The organism is Streptomyces bottropensis ATCC 25435 (assembly GCF_000383595.1).
GTDB lineage: Bacteria > Actinomycetota > Actinomycetes > Streptomycetales > Streptomycetaceae > Streptomyces > Streptomyces bottropensis.
The window spans coordinates 8,597,011-8,615,220 of record NZ_KB911581.1; the positions used below are offsets into that span (position 1 = coordinate 8,597,011).

Here is an 18,210-nt window from a genome sequence, read left to right on the forward strand (position 1 = left end):
AAACCTGACGTATCCGGAGTTTTCCACAGGCTGGGGGCGGTGCTGTTGACACCGCCCCCTTTCTTGCACCACCCTTTCACTACTCAATTAGTGAAAGGGTGGTTGACGAGTGGTCGAGTACCGCATCGACCGGCGCAGCGGTGTCGCCACCTATGTGCAGATCGTCCAGCAGACCAAACAGGCCCTGAGGCTCGGGCTGTTGGAGCCCGGCGACAAGCTCCCCACGGCCCGCGAGGTCGTGGAGGCCACCGCCATCAACCCGAACACGGTGTTGAAGGCCTACCGCGAGCTGGAGCGCGAGGGTCTGGTCGAGGCCCGCCGCGGCCTCGGCACGTTCGTACGGAAGTCCCTGGGCAGCGCCCCGGCCGACTCCCCGCTGCGGGCCGAGCTGGGCACCTGGGCGGTACGGGCCCGGGAGGCGGGGCTCGAACGGGACGACGTGGCGGCCCTCTTCACCTCCGTACTGGACGAACAGTTCACCAAGGACCGGCGAGACCAGAAGGATCAGGGGGACGACGTATGACGGGGACCGCGATGGAGGCGGCCGCGCTCGGCAAGAAGTTCGGGTGGCGGAAGGGGGGCTGGGCACTGCGCGACTGCACGCTGCGGCTGCCGAGGGGACGGGTGTGCGCGCTCGTCGGACCGAACGGCGCGGGCAAGTCGACGCTCCTGGCCCACGCGGCCGGGCTGCTCCGCCCCACCGAGGGCGCCATCAGCGTGCTGGGCACGACCCCGGCCGCGGCCCGCGAGCGCATCGCGTACGTCGCCCAGCACAAGCCCCTGTATCCGCAGCTCACCGTCGGCGAGACCCTGCGGCTGGGCCATGAGCTGAACCCCCGGCGCTGGGACGCGGCCGTCGCCGGGCGGGTGGTGGACGAGGGCGGGCTGAGCCGGGTCGCCAAGATCCGCTCCCTCTCCGGCGGCCAGCGCACCCGGGTCGCCCTCGCCCTCGCCCTCGGCAAGCGCCCCGAACTGCTGCTCATGGACGAGCCGATGGCCGACCTCGACCCCCTCGCCCGGCACCAGCTGATGGGCACCCTGCTCGCGGACAACGCCGAGCACGGCACCACGGTTGTCATGTCCTCGCACGTGGTGGCCGAACTGGAGGGCTCCTGCGACCACTTGTTCCTGGTGGGCGCGGGGCGCGTCCGGCTCGCGGGCCCGCTGGAGGAGATCCTCGCCGCGCACACCCTGGTCACCGGCCCGGCCGGCGATCTCGCCCCGCACACGGTCGTCGAGTCGCGCACGACGGGTCGTCAGCTCACCGCCCTCATCCGCCCGCAGGGCCCCATCGGCCCCGGCCTGCAGAGCGCCGAGCCCACGCTGGAGGAGCTGGTTCTCGCCCACCTGAGGGCGCCCGGGGCGCCGCCCCTCACGCTCGACGACCCGGGCGCCGGTGACCACGCCGACGAGACCGACGGGGCCGACGGGGCCGACGCGCGGGAGGCGGCGGTATGAGCACCAGGACCACCGAGACCGTGGGAACCGCCCACGCCGGGCAGCCGGACAGCCCGGTCCCGACCTCGCCCCCTGCCCTCACCCCCACCCGCGGCCTGATCCGGGCCACCCTCCGCGTGCACCGGTCGGCGCTGTGGTTCTGGGGCCTGCTGATGGTCCTCGTCGGCGGCGGACTGCTGTGGGCCGCGGGCCCCGGCGTCGACGCGGCCTGGGCCGAGCACGTGAGGAGGGGCTGCGCGCCGGCCGACTACTGCGCGCAAGGCCCCGCGTACAGCATGTACGACCTGGTGACCGGCCTGGGCCGCACCATCCTCACCGTCACCCCGGTCCTGATCGGGGCCTGGGCCGGCGGGGCGCTGATCGCCCGTGAGCTGGAGAGCGGCACGGCACACCTGGCCTGGACCCAGTCCGTCACCCCGACCCGCTGGCTCGCCGCCAAGCTGGCGGTCCCGGCCGCCCTGATCGTCTCGGGGACGGTCCTGCTGACCCTGCTGAACCGCCTGGTGTGGTGGCGGGAGGAGCCGCTCCGGCAGGCGAGGGCCACGGAGGACTGGTTCGCGTCCACCGTCTTCGTCGGTCACGGCACCCTCGCCACGGCGTACGCCCTGCTGGGGCTGGCGGTCGGCGTCCTCGCGGGCCTGCTGCTCCGCCGCTCGCTCCCCGCGCTCGGCGCCGGCCTGGTGGGCACGGGCCTCCTCGCGGGCGTCCTCCAGTCCAACCGCCACCGGCTGTGGCCGGCCGAGACCCTCGTCTCCAAGTCGTCCTCGATGCACGACCGGTCGGGCGAGCTGGTCGACCGCGGCTTCATCAGCGGCACGGGCGAGCGCGTCTCGGACCTGAGCTGCACCGGCGACTCCTGCGACCGGACCGACGCCGTCGCCTTCTACGCCGACTTCCACCCCTCCTCCCACTTCTGGCCCCTCCAGCTCGTCGAGACCGGCATCGTCCTCACGGCCACCGCCCTGCTGGTCCGGGCCGCGTTCCGACTCCTGAGCCGTAGCACGGGAGAAGCCGTATGAGCACCGGAACCGTCACCGCGCCCGCCGAGGGCACCACGACCGCCCGCGGCGGCCTGACCCGGACCGTGTGGCGCCTGCACCGCCCGGCACTGCTGGTGTGGAGCGCGTACGTGGCACTCATGGTCGGATGGATGCTCTGGCTGCGGTACGTCAAAGGGGCGGAGATCCGCGCCGAGCGGGCCGCCTGCGGGCAGCTGGAGGACGGGTGCATCGACTTCGAGTCGGCCTTCGGCTACGCCCAGGGCATGAGCTGGGTCGGCACCCTGATCGCCTACGCCTCCTACGCGGTGGCCGCCTGGGCGGGAGCCTCGCTGGTCGGCCGCGAGCTGGAGCGGGGCACGGCACACCTGGCGTGGACCCAGTCCGTCACCCCGGCCCGGTGGCTCACCGTCAAGCTCGCGCTGCCCGCCGTCGCGCTGACCGCCGGCACATCCGTCCTGGTGCTGATCTACCGCTGGACCTGGTCCTCCAACCGGGACGTGCCCGGTGACGAGTGGTACTACACCGACCCCTTCGTCAACCGCGGCCCCGCGGTCCTGGCGTACGCCCTGTGCGCACTGGCCGTCGGCGCCCTGGCGGGCCTCGCCCTCAGGCGGGCGCTGCCCGCGCTGGCCGTGGCCTTCGGTTTCATGGTCGCGTTCCGCGCGTGGCTCGACGTGCGGTACGACGAACTGTGGCCCACCACGACCCTCACCGGCACCGCCGCCGGCCGGCTGCCGATGACGGCGGACCAAGTGGAGCTGGGCGCGATCACCGGCTCCGGCACCCGCGTCAACGACCTGACCTGCTTCGATGCCGATTCCGACCTCGACTACACCCGGTGCATGAGCGGGCACGGCTTCACCGACCTGTACGCCGAGGTGCACCCGGCCTCGCACTTCTGGCCCCTGCACCTCATGACGACCGGCGTCGTCCTCACCGTGGCCGTCCTCGCCACCGCCGCCGCTTTCCGGCTGCTGCGCCGCCGCACCCGCTGAAGGCGACGGCCACCGGCGGCACTCCGACCAGGCACGCCCCTCCTACGGGGGGAGGGGCGTGCCGACGGCGTACGACAGATGAACAGCGCGCGTCGGCCGAACGGCGTGCGCCGGGGCCCGGCGCACGTCCGCGCGGAACCGGGGGGCCTCCCCGCGCTATCCCGCACGTAAGGTCTCCGTAACCGGCGATTAAGACGGTCTTGCGACGCTTCCGCAATGAACCCCGTCGTGCCCGAGCCCTCGCCTCCCCCACGCAACGGCCCAAGCAACGGGAAGAGCGCGGGGAACGGCCCCCGTGCGACCGCGCCCGTCGCCCCGGACCACGCCACCGGTGTCGTCGACGTCGTCGCCCGTATCGACGCCGATATCGCCGAGAACGACGCCGTGAACGCCTCCGCGCCCCTCGCCACACTCCCACCGGCCCTGTCCGACGCGCCTGTGATGCTCGCGGCGCGGAAGAATGGTGCCATGAGCCAGTCCAACGCCCAGGCAGACCAGGTCCAGCACGCACAGCCGACCGTAGGCTCCATAACGGGCCACCGCCCGCACACGGTGTCGGCCGTGGTCTCCGACCTCGAACCCGACATCGACGCCGACCTCGACGGATACGAGGAGGAGGAGCACGAAGGCGCAAGGCTGCCGCAGGGCCGCTTCCTCGACCGGGAGCGCAGCTGGCTCGCCTTCAACGAGCGCGTCCTGGAACTGGCCGAGGACCCGAACACCCCCCTCCTCGAGCGGGCGAACTTCCTCGCGATCTTCGCCAGCAACCTCGACGAGTTCTTCATGGTCCGCGTGGCCGGCCTGAAGCGCCGTATCGCCACCGGCGTGGCCACCCGCTCCGCCTCCGGCCTGCAGCCCCGCGAGGTGCTGGAGATGATCTGGGCCCGCTCCCGTGAGCTGATGGCCCGGCACGCCGCCTGCTTCCACGAGGACGTCGCCCCGGCGCTGGCCGAGGAGGGCGTGCACCTGGTCCGCTGGAGCGAGCTGGCGGAGAAGGAGCAGGCCCGTCTCTTCACGCTCTTCCGCCACCAGATCTTCCCGGTCCTGACGCCGCTGGCCGTCGACCCGGCGCACCCCTTCCCGTACATCTCGGGCCTCTCCCTGAACCTGGCCGTACGCGTGCAGAACCCGGTGACCGGCACCTCGCACTTCGCCCGGGTCAAGGTGCCGCCGCTGCTGTCCCGCTTCCTGGAGGCCTCCCCGGGCCGGTTCGTCCCCCTGGAGGACGTGATCGGCGCTCACCTGGAGGAACTGTTCCCGGGCATGGAGGTGCTGGAGCACCACGCCTTCCGGGTCACCCGCAACGAGGACCTGGAGGTCGAGGAGGACGACGCCGAGAACCTCCTCCAGGCCCTGGAGAAGGAGCTGATGCGGCGCCGCTTCGGGCCGCCGGTGCGCCTGGAGGTCGAGGAGAACATCAACCAGGAGGTCCTGGACCTGCTGGTGCGCGAGCTGAAGATCAACGAGTCCGAGGTCTACCCGCTGACCGGGCCCCTGGACCTCACCGGCCTCTTCCGCATCGCCTCCCTGGACCGGCCGGAGCTGAAGTACCGCAAGTTCGTCGCCGGCGTCCACCGCGACCTGGCCGAGGTCGAGTCGGCGTCCGCGCCGGACATCTTCGCCGCCCTGCGCAGCCGGGACGTGCTGCTGCACCACCCCTACGACTCCTTCTCCACGTCGGTGCAGGCGTTCCTGGAGCAGGCGGCCGAGGACCCGGACGTCCTCGCGATCAAGCAGACCCTGTACCGGACGTCCGGCGACTCCCCCATAGTCAACGCGCTCATCGACGCCGCCGAGGCCGGCAAGCAGGTCCTCGTCCTGGTGGAGATCAAGGCGCGCTTCGACGAACACGCCAACATCAAGTGGGCCCGCAAGCTGGAGGAGGCCGGCTGCCACGTCGTCTACGGCCTGGTCGGTCTGAAGACCCACTGCAAGCTGTCCCTGGTGGTCCGTCAGGAGGGCGACACCCTCCGCCGCTACAGCCACGTCGGCACCGGCAACTACCACCCGAAGACGGCACGGCTCTACGAGGACCTGGGCGTGCTCACGTCCGACCCGCAGGTCGGCGCGGACCTCTCCGACCTCTTCAACCGGCTCTCCGGCTACTCGCGCCGCGAGACCTACCGCCGTCTGCTCGTCGCGCCCAAGTCCCTGCGCGACGGCCTCATCGCCCGCGTCAACAAGGAGGTCCAGCACCACCGTGCCGGACGTCCCGCCTACGTCCGCATCAAGGTCAACTCGATCGTGGACGAGGCCCTCATCGACGCCCTGTACCGGGCCTCGCAGGCGGGTGTGCCGGTCGACGTGTGGGTGCGCGGCATATGTGCCATCCGGCCCGGCGTCCCGGGCCTGTCGGAGAACGTCCGGGTGCGCTCCGTCCTCGGCCGCTTCCTCGAACACTCCCGGGTCTTCGGCTTCGGCAACGGCGGCGAGCCCGAGGTGTGGTTCGGCAGCGCCGACATGATGCACCGCAACCTCGACCGCCGGATCGAGGCTCTGATCCGGATCACCGACCCCGGCCACCGGGCGGCCCTCAACCGCCTGCTGGAGACCGGCATGTCCGACCTGACCTCCTCCTGGCACCTCGGCCCCGACGGCGAGTGGACCCGGCACTCGTACGACGCGGACGGCCAGCCCCTGCGCAACGTCCAGGAGATGCTCATTGACGCCCGGAGGCGCCGGCGTGGCACAGCAACACCTTGACCCCACCAAGGAACCCACGGTCGTGCCCGCGGACGCCGTCGCCGGCTATCTGCGGGCCCAGGCCACGGAGTTCCTCCGCGCGCTGCGCACCCACCGCGAGACCGGTGGGGGCGCGGCGGCGGGTGCCGAGGAGTCCACCGACGCGGCGCTCGCCCTGCGCCGCTCGGCCCGCCGCATCAGCGGCACGCTGCACACCTTCCGCCCGCTCCTCGACACGGACTGGTCGGAGTCGCTCCGCCCCGAGCTGGCCTGGCTGGCCGGCACGCTGGGCCGCGAACACGCCTACGCGGCTCGCCTGGACCGCCTGGTGGCCGCCCTCAACCGCCTCTCGGGAGCGAGCCCGTTCCCGGCCCAGCAGGCGATGCCCAGCCGCTCCGCGGGCGGCCTGCCCGCCACCGGCCCCGCGGGCGGCCGCTCGGCCACCGCCGCCGCGGCCCGCCCCACCACCGCCGCCGCCGCCGCCGTCGGCACCCGCCCCGCGGCGAACCCGGACCGCGGCAACCTGACCGTCGGCGCGGCGAAGGCCGGCGCCCTCCTCGACCGCCAGCTCACCCTCGCCCGCACCCGGGCCCACTCCGCCGCCCTCCAGGCCCTCGGCTCCAGCCGCTTCCACGCCGTCGCCGACAACGTCGCCGTGCTCGCCAGCGAGGTCCCCCTCACCCCCGCCGCCCCGACCGCGGACCTGCGCCCCCTCGCCGCCGCCGCCCACGACCGCCTGCGCGACGCGGTCACCGGCCTGCCCCTGCGCACCGCCGGCCACCCGTACAACGCCGAGGCCCTCATCCAGGGCCTCTCCGCGGACACCGCGCCCCACCCGCAGGACGCCCCCTGGCACCAGGTACGGCTCCTGCTCCGCCTCCACCGCTACGCCCTGGAGGTCCTGTACCCCGAGGCCGTCCCCGTCGACGTACGCCTCCTCGCGGCCGGCGAGGCCCTCAACCGCCACCGCGACGCCTCCGAGGCGGCCTCGGCCGCGGCCGCCGCCGCCCGCACCCCCCGTATCGCCCCGGCCACGGCCTACGCCCTCGGCGTCCTGCACGCCGACCAGCGCCACGAGGTGGAGGCCTCCCGGTACACGTTCCAGCAGTCCTGGCAGAAGGAAGCGGTGAACACGTCGTGACCGAGAGAACAGTGACGCCGTCATCCGGGCGGCCGGCTGCGTCCTGTGGCGCCGCTCGCCCGAGGCCGGGGACCTGCGGATCTGCCTGGTCCACCGGCCCCAGTGCGACGAGTCGTGGCATCGCTCATCACGGCGAATGAATCCGCAGGTCAGAGGCATGACGAGATCGAGGTAGTGATGGACGTCACACCACTGGTACGTGCAGCGGGCTGCGCCCTGTGGCGCCGGTCGTCCTCCGGCGGGGGCATCGAGCTGGCCTTGGTCCACCGGCCGAAGTGGTCGGACTGGTCTCTGCCGAAGGGGAAGCTCAAGCGCGGCGAAGACGCCCGGGACGGCGCCCTCCGCGAAGTCCTCGAGGAAACCGGCATGCACTGCGCTCTCGGCCCGGAACTCCCGACCGTCCACTACACCGACCACCAGGGGCGCCCCAAGCAGGTGCGCTACTGGGCGGCCGAGGCAACGCGCGGCACATTCATCCCGAACAGCGAAGTCTCCGACCTCCTCTGGCTGCCTCCTGAGGCCGCGACACATCGGCTCACGCACGAGAGGGACCGAACCATGGTGTCCTCGCTCCTCGAAGCGCTGCACAAGACAGGAACAGTCCGTTAGAGGGCGGGCTTCGGATGGCCGGGGTGAGCCGCCCGTGCGCAAAGCCGAGGGGCGCCCCCAAGGGAGGGCGCCCCTCGCTCATTTCGCAGGCCTCCTCAAGAGGATGAGGCCGTGGTCCCGCTCAGTCCTCACACTTGGCGTTGGACTCGGACTTGGACTTGGACTTCCACAGCCAGTCCTTCCCGTGCTCCTCCCAGGGCGGCGGACCCTCGTGCTTGGAGCAGTGCTGCTTGTGACCGCCGTGGTCCCCGTCGTCCCCGTGGTCGCCGTGGTCGCCGTGGCCACCGCCGGGCCCCGCAGGACCCTGCGGTCCTTCAGGACCTTGAGGGCCTTCAGGACCTTGAGGTCCGGTGTCTCCCTTGGGGCCCTCAGGTCCGACAGGCCCGGTGGGCCCGACAGGACCGGTCGGTCCGGCAGGTCCCGTGGGTCCGACCGATCCGGCAGGCCCGGTGGGTCCGACCGATCCGGGAGGCCCGGTGGGACCGGTGTCTCCCGCGGGGCCCTCAGGCCCGGTGGGACCGGCAGGCCCGGTGGGACCGGCAGGTCCGCTCGGACCGGCAGGTCCCGTGGGTCCAGGAGGACCGCTGGGGCCGGCGGGCCCGGTCACGCAGAACGGCCTCGTGATGTCGTTGTTGTCCAGCGTCACCGCGGCGTTCTGCGCAAGTACTCGGCCCTGGACGTCGGCGCCCGTGTTCAGCGTGATGGATGCCAGGGCCATGATGGTGCCCACGAAGTCTGAATCTGTCCCGAGAGTGGCGGAACTGCCCACCTTCCAGAACACGTTGCAGGCCTGCGCACCGTTGATGAGTCTGACGCTGCTGTTCGAAGCGGTGATCAGCGTCTCTGTGGTCTGGAAGATGAAGACGGCGTTGGGGTCACCCTGGGCATTGAGCGTGAGCTCTCCGGTGATTCCCAACGTCGGGTTCGAGTAGACGCCGGGCCCCAGTACCCGTCCGCCGAGTTCGACCGCGACGGAGGTCCCGGTTCGGCCGGCCGCGTTGTTGTAGGCCGTGGTCAGATCCGACTTCGCCGTACCAGCCGCCCCGTTGGCGATGTTCAGGGTGCCGAAGATCTCGCCGGGCGGGAAGCCCGTCACGGAGGTGCCCGGACTGAGCCCCACGTCGCCGATGATGTCGGAGTCGCCGGTGTTGGTGATCGTCGAACCGGCCAGGATCGCGTAACTCTCGGCGGTCCCCAGCGGAACAGGGGGTTCTGCCGCCTGCGCGGTGGTGTTCCAGGCCAGAGTGGCCATGGCCAGCAGCACCACTCCGGGCACCACTGCGAGACGCGCCTTGAGGCGGCGGTGTATACGGGGTCTGCCTCGCGGCGGAGGCGGTGCGTCTACGACTGTCATGAGACTGGCCTTTCTTGTCGTCATTTGAGCTCAGCCGCACCGGCACAAAGGCATCCCGGCCTCCGCGGTGAGTTCCGGTCGGGCCGGAAGCCGCGTCTCCTGTCAGGGTTCCGCGGCTCCGACCGAAGGAAGGGGACGCTGAGGCGGGAGCCTGCCGATGAGGATGATTCGTGATCAACCAGTCAAAAGCTAGCAATAGCCCAAAAAAGTACATACACATATAAGGCCGTACGAGGTGCAAGTTGTGTGTTGTTCACTCTGCCGGTCGTGTCGGTGCTTGATTCCGGCCATCGGCCCGTTCTCGGGGAGGGCGGGGCCACCAGCCGGATCACGGAGTGCCGACCTGCTCGAACGGGCCGTTCCGGGCTCGACTCCACCGCTGGAAGAACGGGTGCCATGACGACTGGTCGCATCCCAAGGGGAAGGTGAAGCCTGACGAGGACGCCCTCACCGGCGCGCTGCGCGAGGTCGAGGAGGAGACGGGCCACCGCTGCGCGCCCGGCCCCCGGCTGCCCACGGTCCACTACGTCGTCAACGGCCGGTCCAAGCAGGTGAGTTACTGGGCCGCCGAGGTGACCGACGGTCACTTCACGCCCAACGACGAGGTGGACCGGATCCTCTGGCTGGACCCGGCCGCCGCCCGCGACCGCCTCACCCAGCCCCGCGACCGGGAACTCGTCGACGAGTTCCTGACGGCCCTGCGCCACGCCCAGGGCGCCAACGCCCGGACCCTCACACCACGCTCGCCGCGTGCCCCTCCGCATCGGTCCGGGCCATGCTCCGGGCCCGCCGGGCCGGTCCGCGCCAGCCGCAACTGCATCTCGCCACACAGAACCGGCCCTGTTCGACGGTGAGGGTGCGGTGCTGCTGCGGGGGTATCGGCTCGTCCTGATGCGCCACACCGACAACGCTACCCAGGGCAAGGGACCGCGATCCCTTCCGCCCCCGGCCGGCGCGAGCCGCCCGGCGCCCCCGCCCCTCGCCCCGCGTCCTCCCGCGTGACGACCGCCTCGACCTGTCGTTATCCGACCGAGCAGGAGACCCGGTTCGGACCCGGCCAGGGGGTTGGCAGGCGATGGTGACGCGGCGGCACAACAGAACGGGCGCGGCACTCGTCGCGGCGGGACTCCTCGTCGGCGCGACCGGTGTGACGGGCTGCCAGGGCGGCCCCGACGACGACGCTCTCCCCTCCGACCCGGTGGAACTGCTGCGCCGCGCCGCCCCCGCCCTCGTCCGCGCGGGCAGCTCCAAGGTCCGTACGGAGATGGAGATGGCCACCGGCGGCACCCGCGTGACCATCCACGGCGACGGTGTCTACGACTTCGGCAGACAGCTCGGCAGGCTGAAGGTGCTGCTCCCGCACGACCCCGCCGGCCGCAGCGAGCACCGCCCGATCACCGAACTCCTCTCCCCCGGCGCCTTGTTCATGAAGAACCGGGGTGCGGGCGTGCCCGCCGACAAATGGGTCCGCGTCGACACGGGCACCCTCTCCGACGGCAATCTGGTCACCGGCGGCGCCACCGACCCCTTCGCCGCGGCCGAGGTGCTGCGCGGGACGCGTACGGCGAGGCTCGTCGGCGAGAGCGAGGTGGACGGCACCCGGGTCCGGCACTACCGCGGCACCGCCGACCTCACCACCGCCTCCCGCGTGGCCTCCGAGGGCAACCGTGCCCCGCTGCGCGCCGCCGCCCGGGGCTTCGCCACCGCCCGGGTGCCCTTCGACGCCTACCTCGACGACGAGGGCCGTATCCGGAAGGTCCGCCACCGCTTCAGCTTCGTCAACGGCGCCCGGCAGGGCACGATCGCCGTGGCCTCCACCACCCTGCTGTACGACTTCGGCGTCCCCGTCGCCGTACGGCTGCCGAAACCCGAGGACATCTACGCCGGGAAGATCGCCGAGGAGTAGGGGAGAGAGCCGGTAGCAGAGAGTACGGGGCTGGAAATGGTCCGTTGGGGCCATGCGCGGGCTGTGTGCCGCTGCCTACCCTAGGAGTCGGTGGCGGCTGAGAAGAGGTGATGCGCGTGGCTCCGGCAGGCGGTACGGCGGTTCAGGACCACGTGGCCCTCGCCGAGATCGAGCTCTGCGGCGACCTCATCATCGCGGCCTCGACCACCGACGGCGACCGCCTCAGCCCCGATCGCATCGACGAGGTCCTGCGGGTCTGGGAAGAGCGCGCCCACGAGGACGGACCGCCCCGGTAGCGGACGGCCGCGCACGCGTCGCCCTCCGGCGGCTCGGCGCCCGGCCACCGCACCCGGTGGCCGAAAAACACCCCCCGCGCGCGAGGCCCCGGCGCTCAGGTCCGCAGCAGCCGCCCGATCGCCTTCGTGGCCTCCTCCACCTTCGCGTCGACCTCGGCACCGCCCTTGAGAGCGGCGTCGGCCACGCAGTGCCGAAGGTGTTCCTCCAGCAGCTGGAGCGCGAAGGACTGCAACGCCTTGGTGGAGGCGGAGACCTGGGTCAGTATGTCGATGCAGTAGACGTCCTCGTCGACCATCCGCTGGAGCCCACGGATCTGCCCCTCGATGCGCCGCAGACGCTTGAGGTGTTCGTCTTTCTGATGGTGGTACCCATGGATTCCACGGTCGTGGTCGGTCACGACACCCTGCTCCACGCCGTCTACGGCGGAGGGCGCTCCCGCGCCGGCCCCTGTGGTCGTCATCGCAGCCTCCAGACATATACCCCTACCGGGTATATGGTAGCGAACTTTGGCGGGTATACGCCCTGCGGGCGGCCCCCGTGCGAGCCGATTGGCCTGATGGGCGACACTGGGGAACGGCCCATTAGCCGTGGCCGGATGATGCGCCTAGCATCAGCCTGACCGAAACCCATGCATACCGAGGACCCCACGTGCGCTTTCGTCTGACCCCCAGGGAGACGAGCTTCTATGACATGTTCGCCGCATCCGCGGACAACATCGTCACGGGCTCGAAGCTCCTCATGGAACTGCTCGGGGCGGACACCGCCGGCCGGGCCGAGATCGCCGAGCGTATGCGGGCCGCCGAACACGCCGGTGACGACGCCACACACGCGATCTTCCACCAGCTGAACTCCTCGTTCATCACGCCCTTCGACCGCGAGGACATCTACAACCTCGCGTCCTCCCTCGACGACATCATGGACTTCATGGAGGAGGCCGTCGACCTGGTCGTCCTCTACAACGTCGAGGATCTGCCCAAGGGCGTCGAGCAGCAGATCGAGGTACTGGCGCGGGCGGCCGAGCTGACCGCCGAGGCCATGCCGAACCTGCGGACCATGGCCAACCTCACCGAGTACTGGATCGAGGTCAACCGCCTGGAGAACCAGGCCGACCAGATCCACCGCAAGCTGCTGGCCATGCTCTTCAACGGCAAGTACGAAGCCATCGAAGTGCTGAAACTCAAGCAGATCGTGGATGTGCTGGAGGAGGCGGCGGACGCGTTCGAGCACGTGGCGAACACGGTGGAGACCATCGCCGTCAAGGAGTCCTGAACCCTTCATGGACACCCTTGCTCTGGTCGTGACCATCGGGGTCGCGCTCTTCTTCACGTACACCAACGGCTTCCACGACTCCGCGAACGCGATCGCGACCTCGGTGTCGACCCGCGCGCTGACGCCCCGCGCGGCCCTCGCCATGGCCGCGGTGATGAACCTCGTCGGCGCGTTCCTCGGCAGCGGCGTCGCCAAGACGGTCAGCGAGGGCCTGATCTCCACGCCCGAGGGATCCAAGGGGATGGGCATCCTCTTCGCGGCCCTGGTCGGCGCGATCACCTGGAACCTCGTCACCTGGTACTTCGGGCTCCCGTCGTCCTCCTCCCACGCCCTGTTCGGCGGCATGGTGGGCGCGGCGCTCGCGGGCGGTACGACCGTCTACTGGTCCGGGGTGCTGGAGAAGGTCGTCATCCCGATGTTCATCTCACCGGTGGTCGGCCTGGTCGTCGGCTATCTGGTGATGGCGGCGATCATGTGGATCTTCCGCCGCGCCAACCCGCACAAGGCCAAGCGCGGTTTCCGTATAGCCCAGACCGTGTCGGCGGCCGGCATGGCCCTCGGCCACGGTCTGCAGGACGCCCAGAAGACGATGGGCATCGTCGTGATGGCGCTGGTCATCGCGGACGTCGAGGACTACGGCGACCCCATCCCGATCTGGGTCAAGATCGTCTGCGCGGTCATGCTCTCCCTCGGCACCTACGCGGGCGGCTGGCGCATCATGCGCACCCTTGGCCGCAAGATCATCGAACTCGACCCGCCGCAGGGCTTCGCCGCCGAGACGACCGGCGCGTCGATCATGTTCATCACGGCCTTCATCTTCAAGGCCCCCATCTCCACGACCCACATCATCACCTCGGCGATCATGGGCGTCGGCGCCACCAAGCGCGTCAACGCCGTCCGCTGGGGCGTGGCCAAGAACATCATCCTCGGCTGGTTCATCACGATGCCGGCCGCGGCCCTGGTCGCCGCCGCGAGCTTCTGGATCGTGAACCTGGCCGTCCTGTAGCGGCCGCAGGCACCCAGCGACGGCGGAGGGCCCGCCCCCGGGAGACCGGGGGCGGGCCCTTCACCTACCTCGCGGCGGCACCGCCATGCAGCACCGCGAGGGGTTCTTCGCGGGCGGCCTAGCCGAAGCGCCCGGAGATGTAGTCCTCCGTGGCCTGCACGGACGGGTTGGAGAAGATGCGCTCCGTGTCGTCTATCTCGATCAGCTTGCCGGGCTGCCCGACGGCCGCGAGGTTGAAGAACGCCGTACGGTCCGAGACACGCGCCGCCTGCTGCATGTTGTGCGTCACGATGACGATCGTGAAGCGCTCCTTCAGCTCACCGATGAGGTCCTCGATGGCGAGCGTCGAGATCGGGTCGAGCGCGGAGCACGGCTCGTCCATGAGCAGCACCTTCGGCTCGACCGCGATCGCGCGGGCGATGCACAGCCGCTGCTGCTGGCCACCGGACAGACCGGAACCCGGCTTGTTCAGACGGTCCTTGACCTCGTTCCAGAGGTTCGCGCCCTTGAGGGACTTCTCGACGATCTCGTCCAGCTCGGACTTCTTCTTGCCGCCGACCAGCTTCAGGCCCGCCGCCACGTTGTCGTAGATCGACATCGTGGGGAACGGGTTCGGACGCTGGAAGACCATGCCGACCTCACGCCGTACGGAGACCGGGTCGACCCCGGTGCCGTACAGGTTCTCGTCGTCGAGCATGACCTTGCCCTCGACCCGGCCGCCCGGCGTGACCTCGTGCATGCGGTTCAGGGTGCGCAGGAACGTGGACTTGCCGCAGCCGGAGGGGCCGATGAAGGCCGTCACCGTGCGGGGCTCGATGGCCATCGAGATGTCCTCGATGGCCCGGAACGAGCTGTAGTAGGCGTTGAGGCCGCTGACGTCGATTCGCTTGGCCATGGAGATCACTGCTTCTTTCGCGGGGGAACTGGTCGCTGTATGGCCGCGTCAGCGACCGGCCACGCGGGGGAGCCGCATGTTGTCATCGTGGGGCCTTCCAGCGGGCGATGCCGCGGGCCGCCAGGTTCAGGATCATGATGAAGGCGATCAGCGTCAGCGACGCCGCCCAGGCACGGTCGTACGCCGCTCCGGAACCGCCGCTCTGCTGGAACTGCAGATAGATGTACATCGGCAGCGAGGCCTGCGGGTCGGCGAAGGGGTTCGCGTTGATGTAGTTCGAACCCCACACCAGCAGCAGGACCGGAGCGGTCTCACCGGCGATACGGGCGACCGCGAGCATCACACCTGTCGTGATACCACCGATGGCGGTCGGCAGCACGATTTTGAGGATGGTGCGCCACTTCGGCACGCCCAGCGCCAGCGAGGCCTCGCGCAGCTCGTTCGGGACGAGCTTGAGCATCTCCTCGGTGGAGCGGACGACGACCGGCAGCATCAGGATGGTCAGCGCCATCGCGCCGGCGAATCCGGAGGGGCCCATGCCCAGGATCAGGATCCAGGTACTGAGGATGAACAGACCCGCGACGATCGACGGGATGCCCGTCATGACGTCGACGAAGAAGGTGACGGCCTTGGCGAGCCTGCCGCGGCCGTACTCGACCAGGTAGATCGCGGTCAGCACACCGATCGGCACGGAGATGACGGCGGCGATGCCCACCTGCTCCAGGGTGCCGAGGATGGCGTGGTAGATACCGCCGCCGGGCTCGGTGGTGGAGACCACGCCCATCGAGTGGGTGAGGAAGTAGACGTCGAGGACCTTCACACCGCGGCTGACGGTCTCCCAGATGAGGGAGACCAGCGGGATCACCGCGAGCAGGAACGCGACCCAGACGAGGCTGGTCGCGACCCGGTCCTTGGCCTGCCTCCTGCCCTCGACGCGCGCGGCGATGCCGTACGAGCCGAGGACGAAGAGGACGCCGGCGATCAGGGCCCACTGGATGGAGCTTTCGAGGCCGGCCACGGCGCTGATGCCGAGGCCCAGGGCGACCGAGCCGGCGGCGACCGCCCACGCGAACCACTTGGGCAGGGAGGCGGCACGCAGCGTGCTCGGGCCCTTCGGGGTGAGAGTTGCGTTGCTCATGCGTTGGCCCCCGAGAACTCCTTGCGGCGGGCGATGATCAGCCGGGCCGCGCCGTTGACCAGCAGGGTGATGACGAACAGGACCAGACCGGAGGCGATCAGGGCGTCCCGGCCCATCTCGGTGGCCTCACTGAACTTGCTGGCGATGTTCTGGGCGAAGGTGCCGCCGCCCGGGTCGAGCAGGCTGAGGTTGATCTCGAAGCTGGACGACAGGACCATCGCCACGGCCATGGTCTCGCCGAGCGCGCGGCCGAGGCCGAGCATGGAGGCCGAGATGACACCGGAGCGCCCGAAGGGCAGCACCGCCATGCGGATGACCTCCCAGCGGGTGGCGCCGAGGGCCAGGGCGGCCTCCTCGTGCATCCGCGGGACCTGACGGAAGACCTCACGGCTCACGTTGGTGATGATCGGCAGGATCATGATCGCGAGCAGGATGCCGACGGTGAGCATCGAACGGGGGGCGCCGCCCTGCCATTCGAGGATGCCGGTCCAGCCGAGGTAGGCGTTCAGCCAGCCGTAGAGCCCGTCGAGCTGCGGTACGAGGACCAGGATGCCCCAGAGGCCGTACACGATGGACGGCACGGCGGCGAGGAGGTCGACCACGTACGCGATGGGCCCGCCGAGCTTGCGCGGGGCGTAGTGCGTGATGAAGAGGGCGATGCCGACCGCGACCGGGACCGCGATGGCCATCGCGATGACCGACGAGACGATGGTGCCGAAGGCCAGGACCGCGATGCCGAAGACCGGCGGGACCGCGGTGGGGTTCCACTCGAAGGTGGTGAAGAAGTTGGCCTCGTCCTTGCCGATCGCGAGCGCGGCACGGTAGCTGAGGAACACGGCGATGGCCGCCATGAGCACCAGCAGGAAGATGCCGGATCCCCGGGACAGGCCGAGGAAGACCCGGTCACCGAGGCGGGTCACGCCGCGCGCGACGCGCTTGTCCTCGCGGGCCTCGGAAGGCGGTGGGGTGGGGGGAGCGGGAGTGTCTTTGGTCGATATGTCCATCAGGTTCTCCGGTCTGCGGAGCCGGCACCGGACGGGCGGCGGCTCGGGGCGGAGCCGTCCGCGGTGGCGGGAGACTCCTGGCGGCGGTGCACCGGACGGTGCGGCCCAGTCCCGGTCGGGGCTGGGCCGCACTCAGGTCAGCTCAGTTCCGAGATGGTCGTACGGACCTTGGTGATGATCTCCTCGGGCATCGGGGCGTACCCGGCCTCGGAGAGCAGCGCCTGGCCGTCCTCGGACGCGACGTAGGTGAGGAAGGACTTCGTGGCGGGCAGGGTGTCCGCCTTGTTGCCCTTGTCACAGACGATCTCGTAGGTGACGAGGGTGATCGGGTAGGCGCCCTCGGCGGTGGGCTTGTAGTTCAGCTTCAGCGCGAGGTCCTTGCCCGTGCCGACGACCTGGGCCTCGGAGATGGCCTTGGTGGCGTTCTCGACGGTCGCCTTGACCGGCTCGGCGGCCTCGGTCTTGACGTCGACCGTGCTGATGCCGTCCTTGGCGTAGGAGAGCTCCATGTAGGAGATCGCGCCCTTGGTCTCCTTCACGCCCTGCGCGACACCGGAGGAGCCCTGCGCGGACTGGCCGCCCTTGGCCTGCCAGGCCTTGCCGCCCTCGTACTTCCAGCTGTCGGGGGCCGCGGCGATCAGGTACTTGGTGAAGTTGTCCGTGGTGCCGGACTCGTCCGAGCGGTGGAAGGCCTGGATCTTGAGGTCGGGCAGCTCGGCGTCGGGGTTGAGCGCCTTGATGGCCTTGTCGTTCCAGTTGGTGATCTTGCTGTCGAAGATCAGGGCGAGGGTCTTGGCGTCCAGGATCAGGTTCTCGACACCCGGGACGTTGTAACCGACGGCGATCGGACCGCCGACCATCGGCAGGTCGATGCCCTGGCCGTCGGTGCAGACCTTCTTGGAGGCCGTGACCTCTTCCGGCTTCAGCGCCGAGTCGGAGCCCGCGAAGGCGACCTGGCCCTGGGTGAACGCGGTGATGCCCGCGCCCGAGCCGCTGCCCTTGTAGTTGATCACGACGTCCTTGCAGGCGCTCTGGTACTGCTTCACCCAGGCGTCGATCGCGTTCTTCTGCGCGGAGGAGCCGTCGGCCAGCAGCTGACCCTTGGCGTCGCCGCAGTCGATGTTGCCGGCGGCGGGCGCCGAGCTGTCGCCACTGCCGCTCGCGCCGCCACTGGTGTCGTCGGACCCGCAAGCCGAGAGGGTCAGGACGCCGGTGAGGGCGACAGCACCGAGAGAAAGGGCGCGCAGCCGGTTCTTGCGCTGAAGCTTCACTTTCGGGAGTTCCTTCCAGGAGCCGCCGTCCACATGGCGGCGTGCGAAGTCGTCGTACAGCCTCGGGACCTGTCCGGCTGGTGCCGCCAGTCCCTCGAACTGCTGTCGTCACGGGTTGTGGGGCCGCATTTCGGTCCACCTCCCGCACCGGGTAAGGCCGAAATTAGGCAGATCAGGTGAAGCC

17 protein-coding genes and 1 pseudogene are annotated in these 18,210 nt (G+C 70.3%); 12 read left to right on the forward strand and 6 right to left on the reverse strand.

Annotation, left to right across the window (positions count from 1 at the left end; genetic code table 11):
- The first annotated feature begins 109 nt into the window (after window positions 1-109).
- The 7 genes from STRBO_RS0138105 to STRBO_RS0138135 all read left to right on the forward strand — a co-directional run bounded on the left by STRBO_RS0138105 (window position 110) and on the right by STRBO_RS0138135 (window position 7,886).
- Window positions 110-523: a GntR family transcriptional regulator gene (locus STRBO_RS0138105; RefSeq protein ID WP_005476928.1), complete on the forward strand. Its 414-nt coding sequence runs from the start codon at window positions 110-112 to the stop codon at window positions 521-523.
- Window positions 520-1,458 carry an ABC transporter ATP-binding protein gene (locus STRBO_RS0138110; RefSeq protein ID WP_005476929.1) on the forward strand — a complete coding sequence of 313 codons (939 nt, stop codon included), beginning with the start codon at window positions 520-522 and terminating at the stop codon, window positions 1,456-1,458. Before STRBO_RS0138105 ends, STRBO_RS0138110 begins: the two co-directional genes overlap by 4 nt.
- A complete protein-coding gene (locus STRBO_RS0138115) occupies window positions 1,455-2,477 on the forward strand; it encodes an ABC transporter (protein WP_005476930.1) in 1,023 nt (340 codons plus the stop codon). Before STRBO_RS0138110 ends, STRBO_RS0138115 begins: the two co-directional genes overlap by 4 nt.
- On the forward strand, window positions 2,474-3,454 hold the full coding sequence (locus STRBO_RS0138120; protein ID WP_005476931.1) for a hypothetical protein: 981 nt from the start codon (window positions 2,474-2,476) through the stop codon (window positions 3,452-3,454). Before STRBO_RS0138115 ends, STRBO_RS0138120 begins: the two co-directional genes overlap by 4 nt.
- Before the next feature lie 468 nt (window positions 3,455-3,922).
- On the forward strand, window positions 3,923-6,157 hold the full coding sequence (locus tag STRBO_RS0138125; RefSeq protein WP_028797087.1) for an RNA degradosome polyphosphate kinase: 2,235 nt from the start codon (window positions 3,923-3,925) through the stop codon (window positions 6,155-6,157).
- Window positions 6,138-7,277 carry a CHAD domain-containing protein gene (locus STRBO_RS0138130; protein WP_028797088.1) on the forward strand — a complete coding sequence of 380 codons (1,140 nt, stop codon included), beginning with the start codon at window positions 6,138-6,140 and terminating at the stop codon, window positions 7,275-7,277. Before STRBO_RS0138125 ends, STRBO_RS0138130 begins: the two co-directional genes overlap by 20 nt.
- A 177-nt stretch (window positions 7,278-7,454) precedes the next feature.
- Window positions 7,455-7,886, forward strand: coding sequence for an NUDIX hydrolase (locus tag STRBO_RS0138135; protein WP_005476934.1), 432 nt, complete (start codon window positions 7,455-7,457; stop codon window positions 7,884-7,886).
- A gap of 121 nt (window positions 7,887-8,007) precedes the next feature.
- On the opposite strand, the gene STRBO_RS45585 is transcribed toward STRBO_RS0138135, so the two are convergent.
- Entirely contained in the window at window positions 8,008-9,165 is a 1,158-nt protein-coding gene (locus STRBO_RS45585; RefSeq protein WP_005476935.1) for an ice-binding family protein, read from the reverse strand.
- A gap of 410 nt (window positions 9,166-9,575) precedes the next feature.
- Here STRBO_RS45585 and STRBO_RS45285 point away from each other — a divergent pair.
- The 3 genes and pseudogenes from STRBO_RS45285 to STRBO_RS0138155 form a co-directional block, all read left to right on the forward strand.
- Window positions 9,576-9,950 (forward strand): annotated as a pseudogene (locus STRBO_RS45285) (NUDIX hydrolase); the annotation flags it as partial.
- A 365-nt stretch (window positions 9,951-10,315) separates the two neighbouring features.
- On the forward strand, window positions 10,316-11,146 hold the full coding sequence (locus STRBO_RS0138150; RefSeq protein WP_005476937.1) for an SCO4651 family lipoprotein: 831 nt from the start codon (window positions 10,316-10,318) through the stop codon (window positions 11,144-11,146).
- 110 nt (window positions 11,147-11,256) lie between these two features.
- A complete protein-coding gene (locus tag STRBO_RS0138155; protein WP_020115737.1) occupies window positions 11,257-11,442 on the forward strand; it encodes a hypothetical protein in 186 nt (61 codons plus the stop codon).
- A gap of 95 nt (window positions 11,443-11,537) precedes the next feature.
- On the opposite strand, the gene STRBO_RS0138160 is transcribed toward STRBO_RS0138155, so the two are convergent.
- Complete coding sequence (locus STRBO_RS0138160; RefSeq protein WP_020115738.1) at window positions 11,538-11,903, reverse strand: metal-sensitive transcriptional regulator; 366 nt, start codon at window positions 11,901-11,903, stop codon at window positions 11,538-11,540.
- Between the two features lie 188 nt (window positions 11,904-12,091).
- On the opposite strand from STRBO_RS0138160, the gene STRBO_RS0138165 reads away from it, so the two are divergent.
- Both STRBO_RS0138165 and STRBO_RS0138170 read left to right on the forward strand, forming a co-directional pair.
- Window positions 12,092-12,712 (forward strand): DUF47 domain-containing protein, encoded by a 621-nt coding sequence (locus tag STRBO_RS0138165; protein WP_013002574.1) that lies wholly within the window; start codon window positions 12,092-12,094, stop codon window positions 12,710-12,712.
- Between the two features lie 7 nt (window positions 12,713-12,719).
- Window positions 12,720-13,718, forward strand: coding sequence for an inorganic phosphate transporter (locus STRBO_RS0138170; RefSeq protein WP_005476941.1), 999 nt, complete (start codon window positions 12,720-12,722; stop codon window positions 13,716-13,718).
- Between the two features lie 118 nt (window positions 13,719-13,836).
- On the opposite strand, the gene pstB is transcribed toward STRBO_RS0138170, so the two are convergent.
- From pstB to pstS, 4 genes are all read right to left on the reverse strand, one after another.
- Window positions 13,837-14,613 carry a phosphate ABC transporter ATP-binding protein PstB gene (pstB, locus tag STRBO_RS0138175; RefSeq protein ID WP_028797089.1) on the reverse strand — a complete coding sequence of 259 codons (777 nt, stop codon included), beginning with the start codon at window positions 14,611-14,613 and terminating at the stop codon, window positions 13,837-13,839.
- A gap of 82 nt (window positions 14,614-14,695) precedes the next feature.
- Window positions 14,696-15,751 carry a phosphate ABC transporter permease PstA gene (gene pstA, locus STRBO_RS0138180; RefSeq protein ID WP_005476943.1) on the reverse strand — a complete coding sequence of 352 codons (1,056 nt, stop codon included), beginning with the start codon at window positions 15,749-15,751 and terminating at the stop codon, window positions 14,696-14,698.
- Entirely contained in the window at window positions 15,748-16,755 is a 1,008-nt protein-coding gene (pstC, locus tag STRBO_RS0138185; RefSeq protein WP_028797090.1) for a phosphate ABC transporter permease subunit PstC, read from the reverse strand. The genes pstA and pstC overlap by 4 nt, the downstream gene beginning before the upstream one ends.
- A gap of 137 nt (window positions 16,756-16,892) precedes the next feature.
- Window positions 16,893-18,026 carry a phosphate ABC transporter substrate-binding protein PstS gene (gene pstS, locus STRBO_RS0138190; RefSeq protein ID WP_020115739.1) on the reverse strand — a complete coding sequence of 378 codons (1,134 nt, stop codon included), beginning with the start codon at window positions 18,024-18,026 and terminating at the stop codon, window positions 16,893-16,895.
- Window positions 18,027-18,210 lie beyond the last annotated feature (184 nt).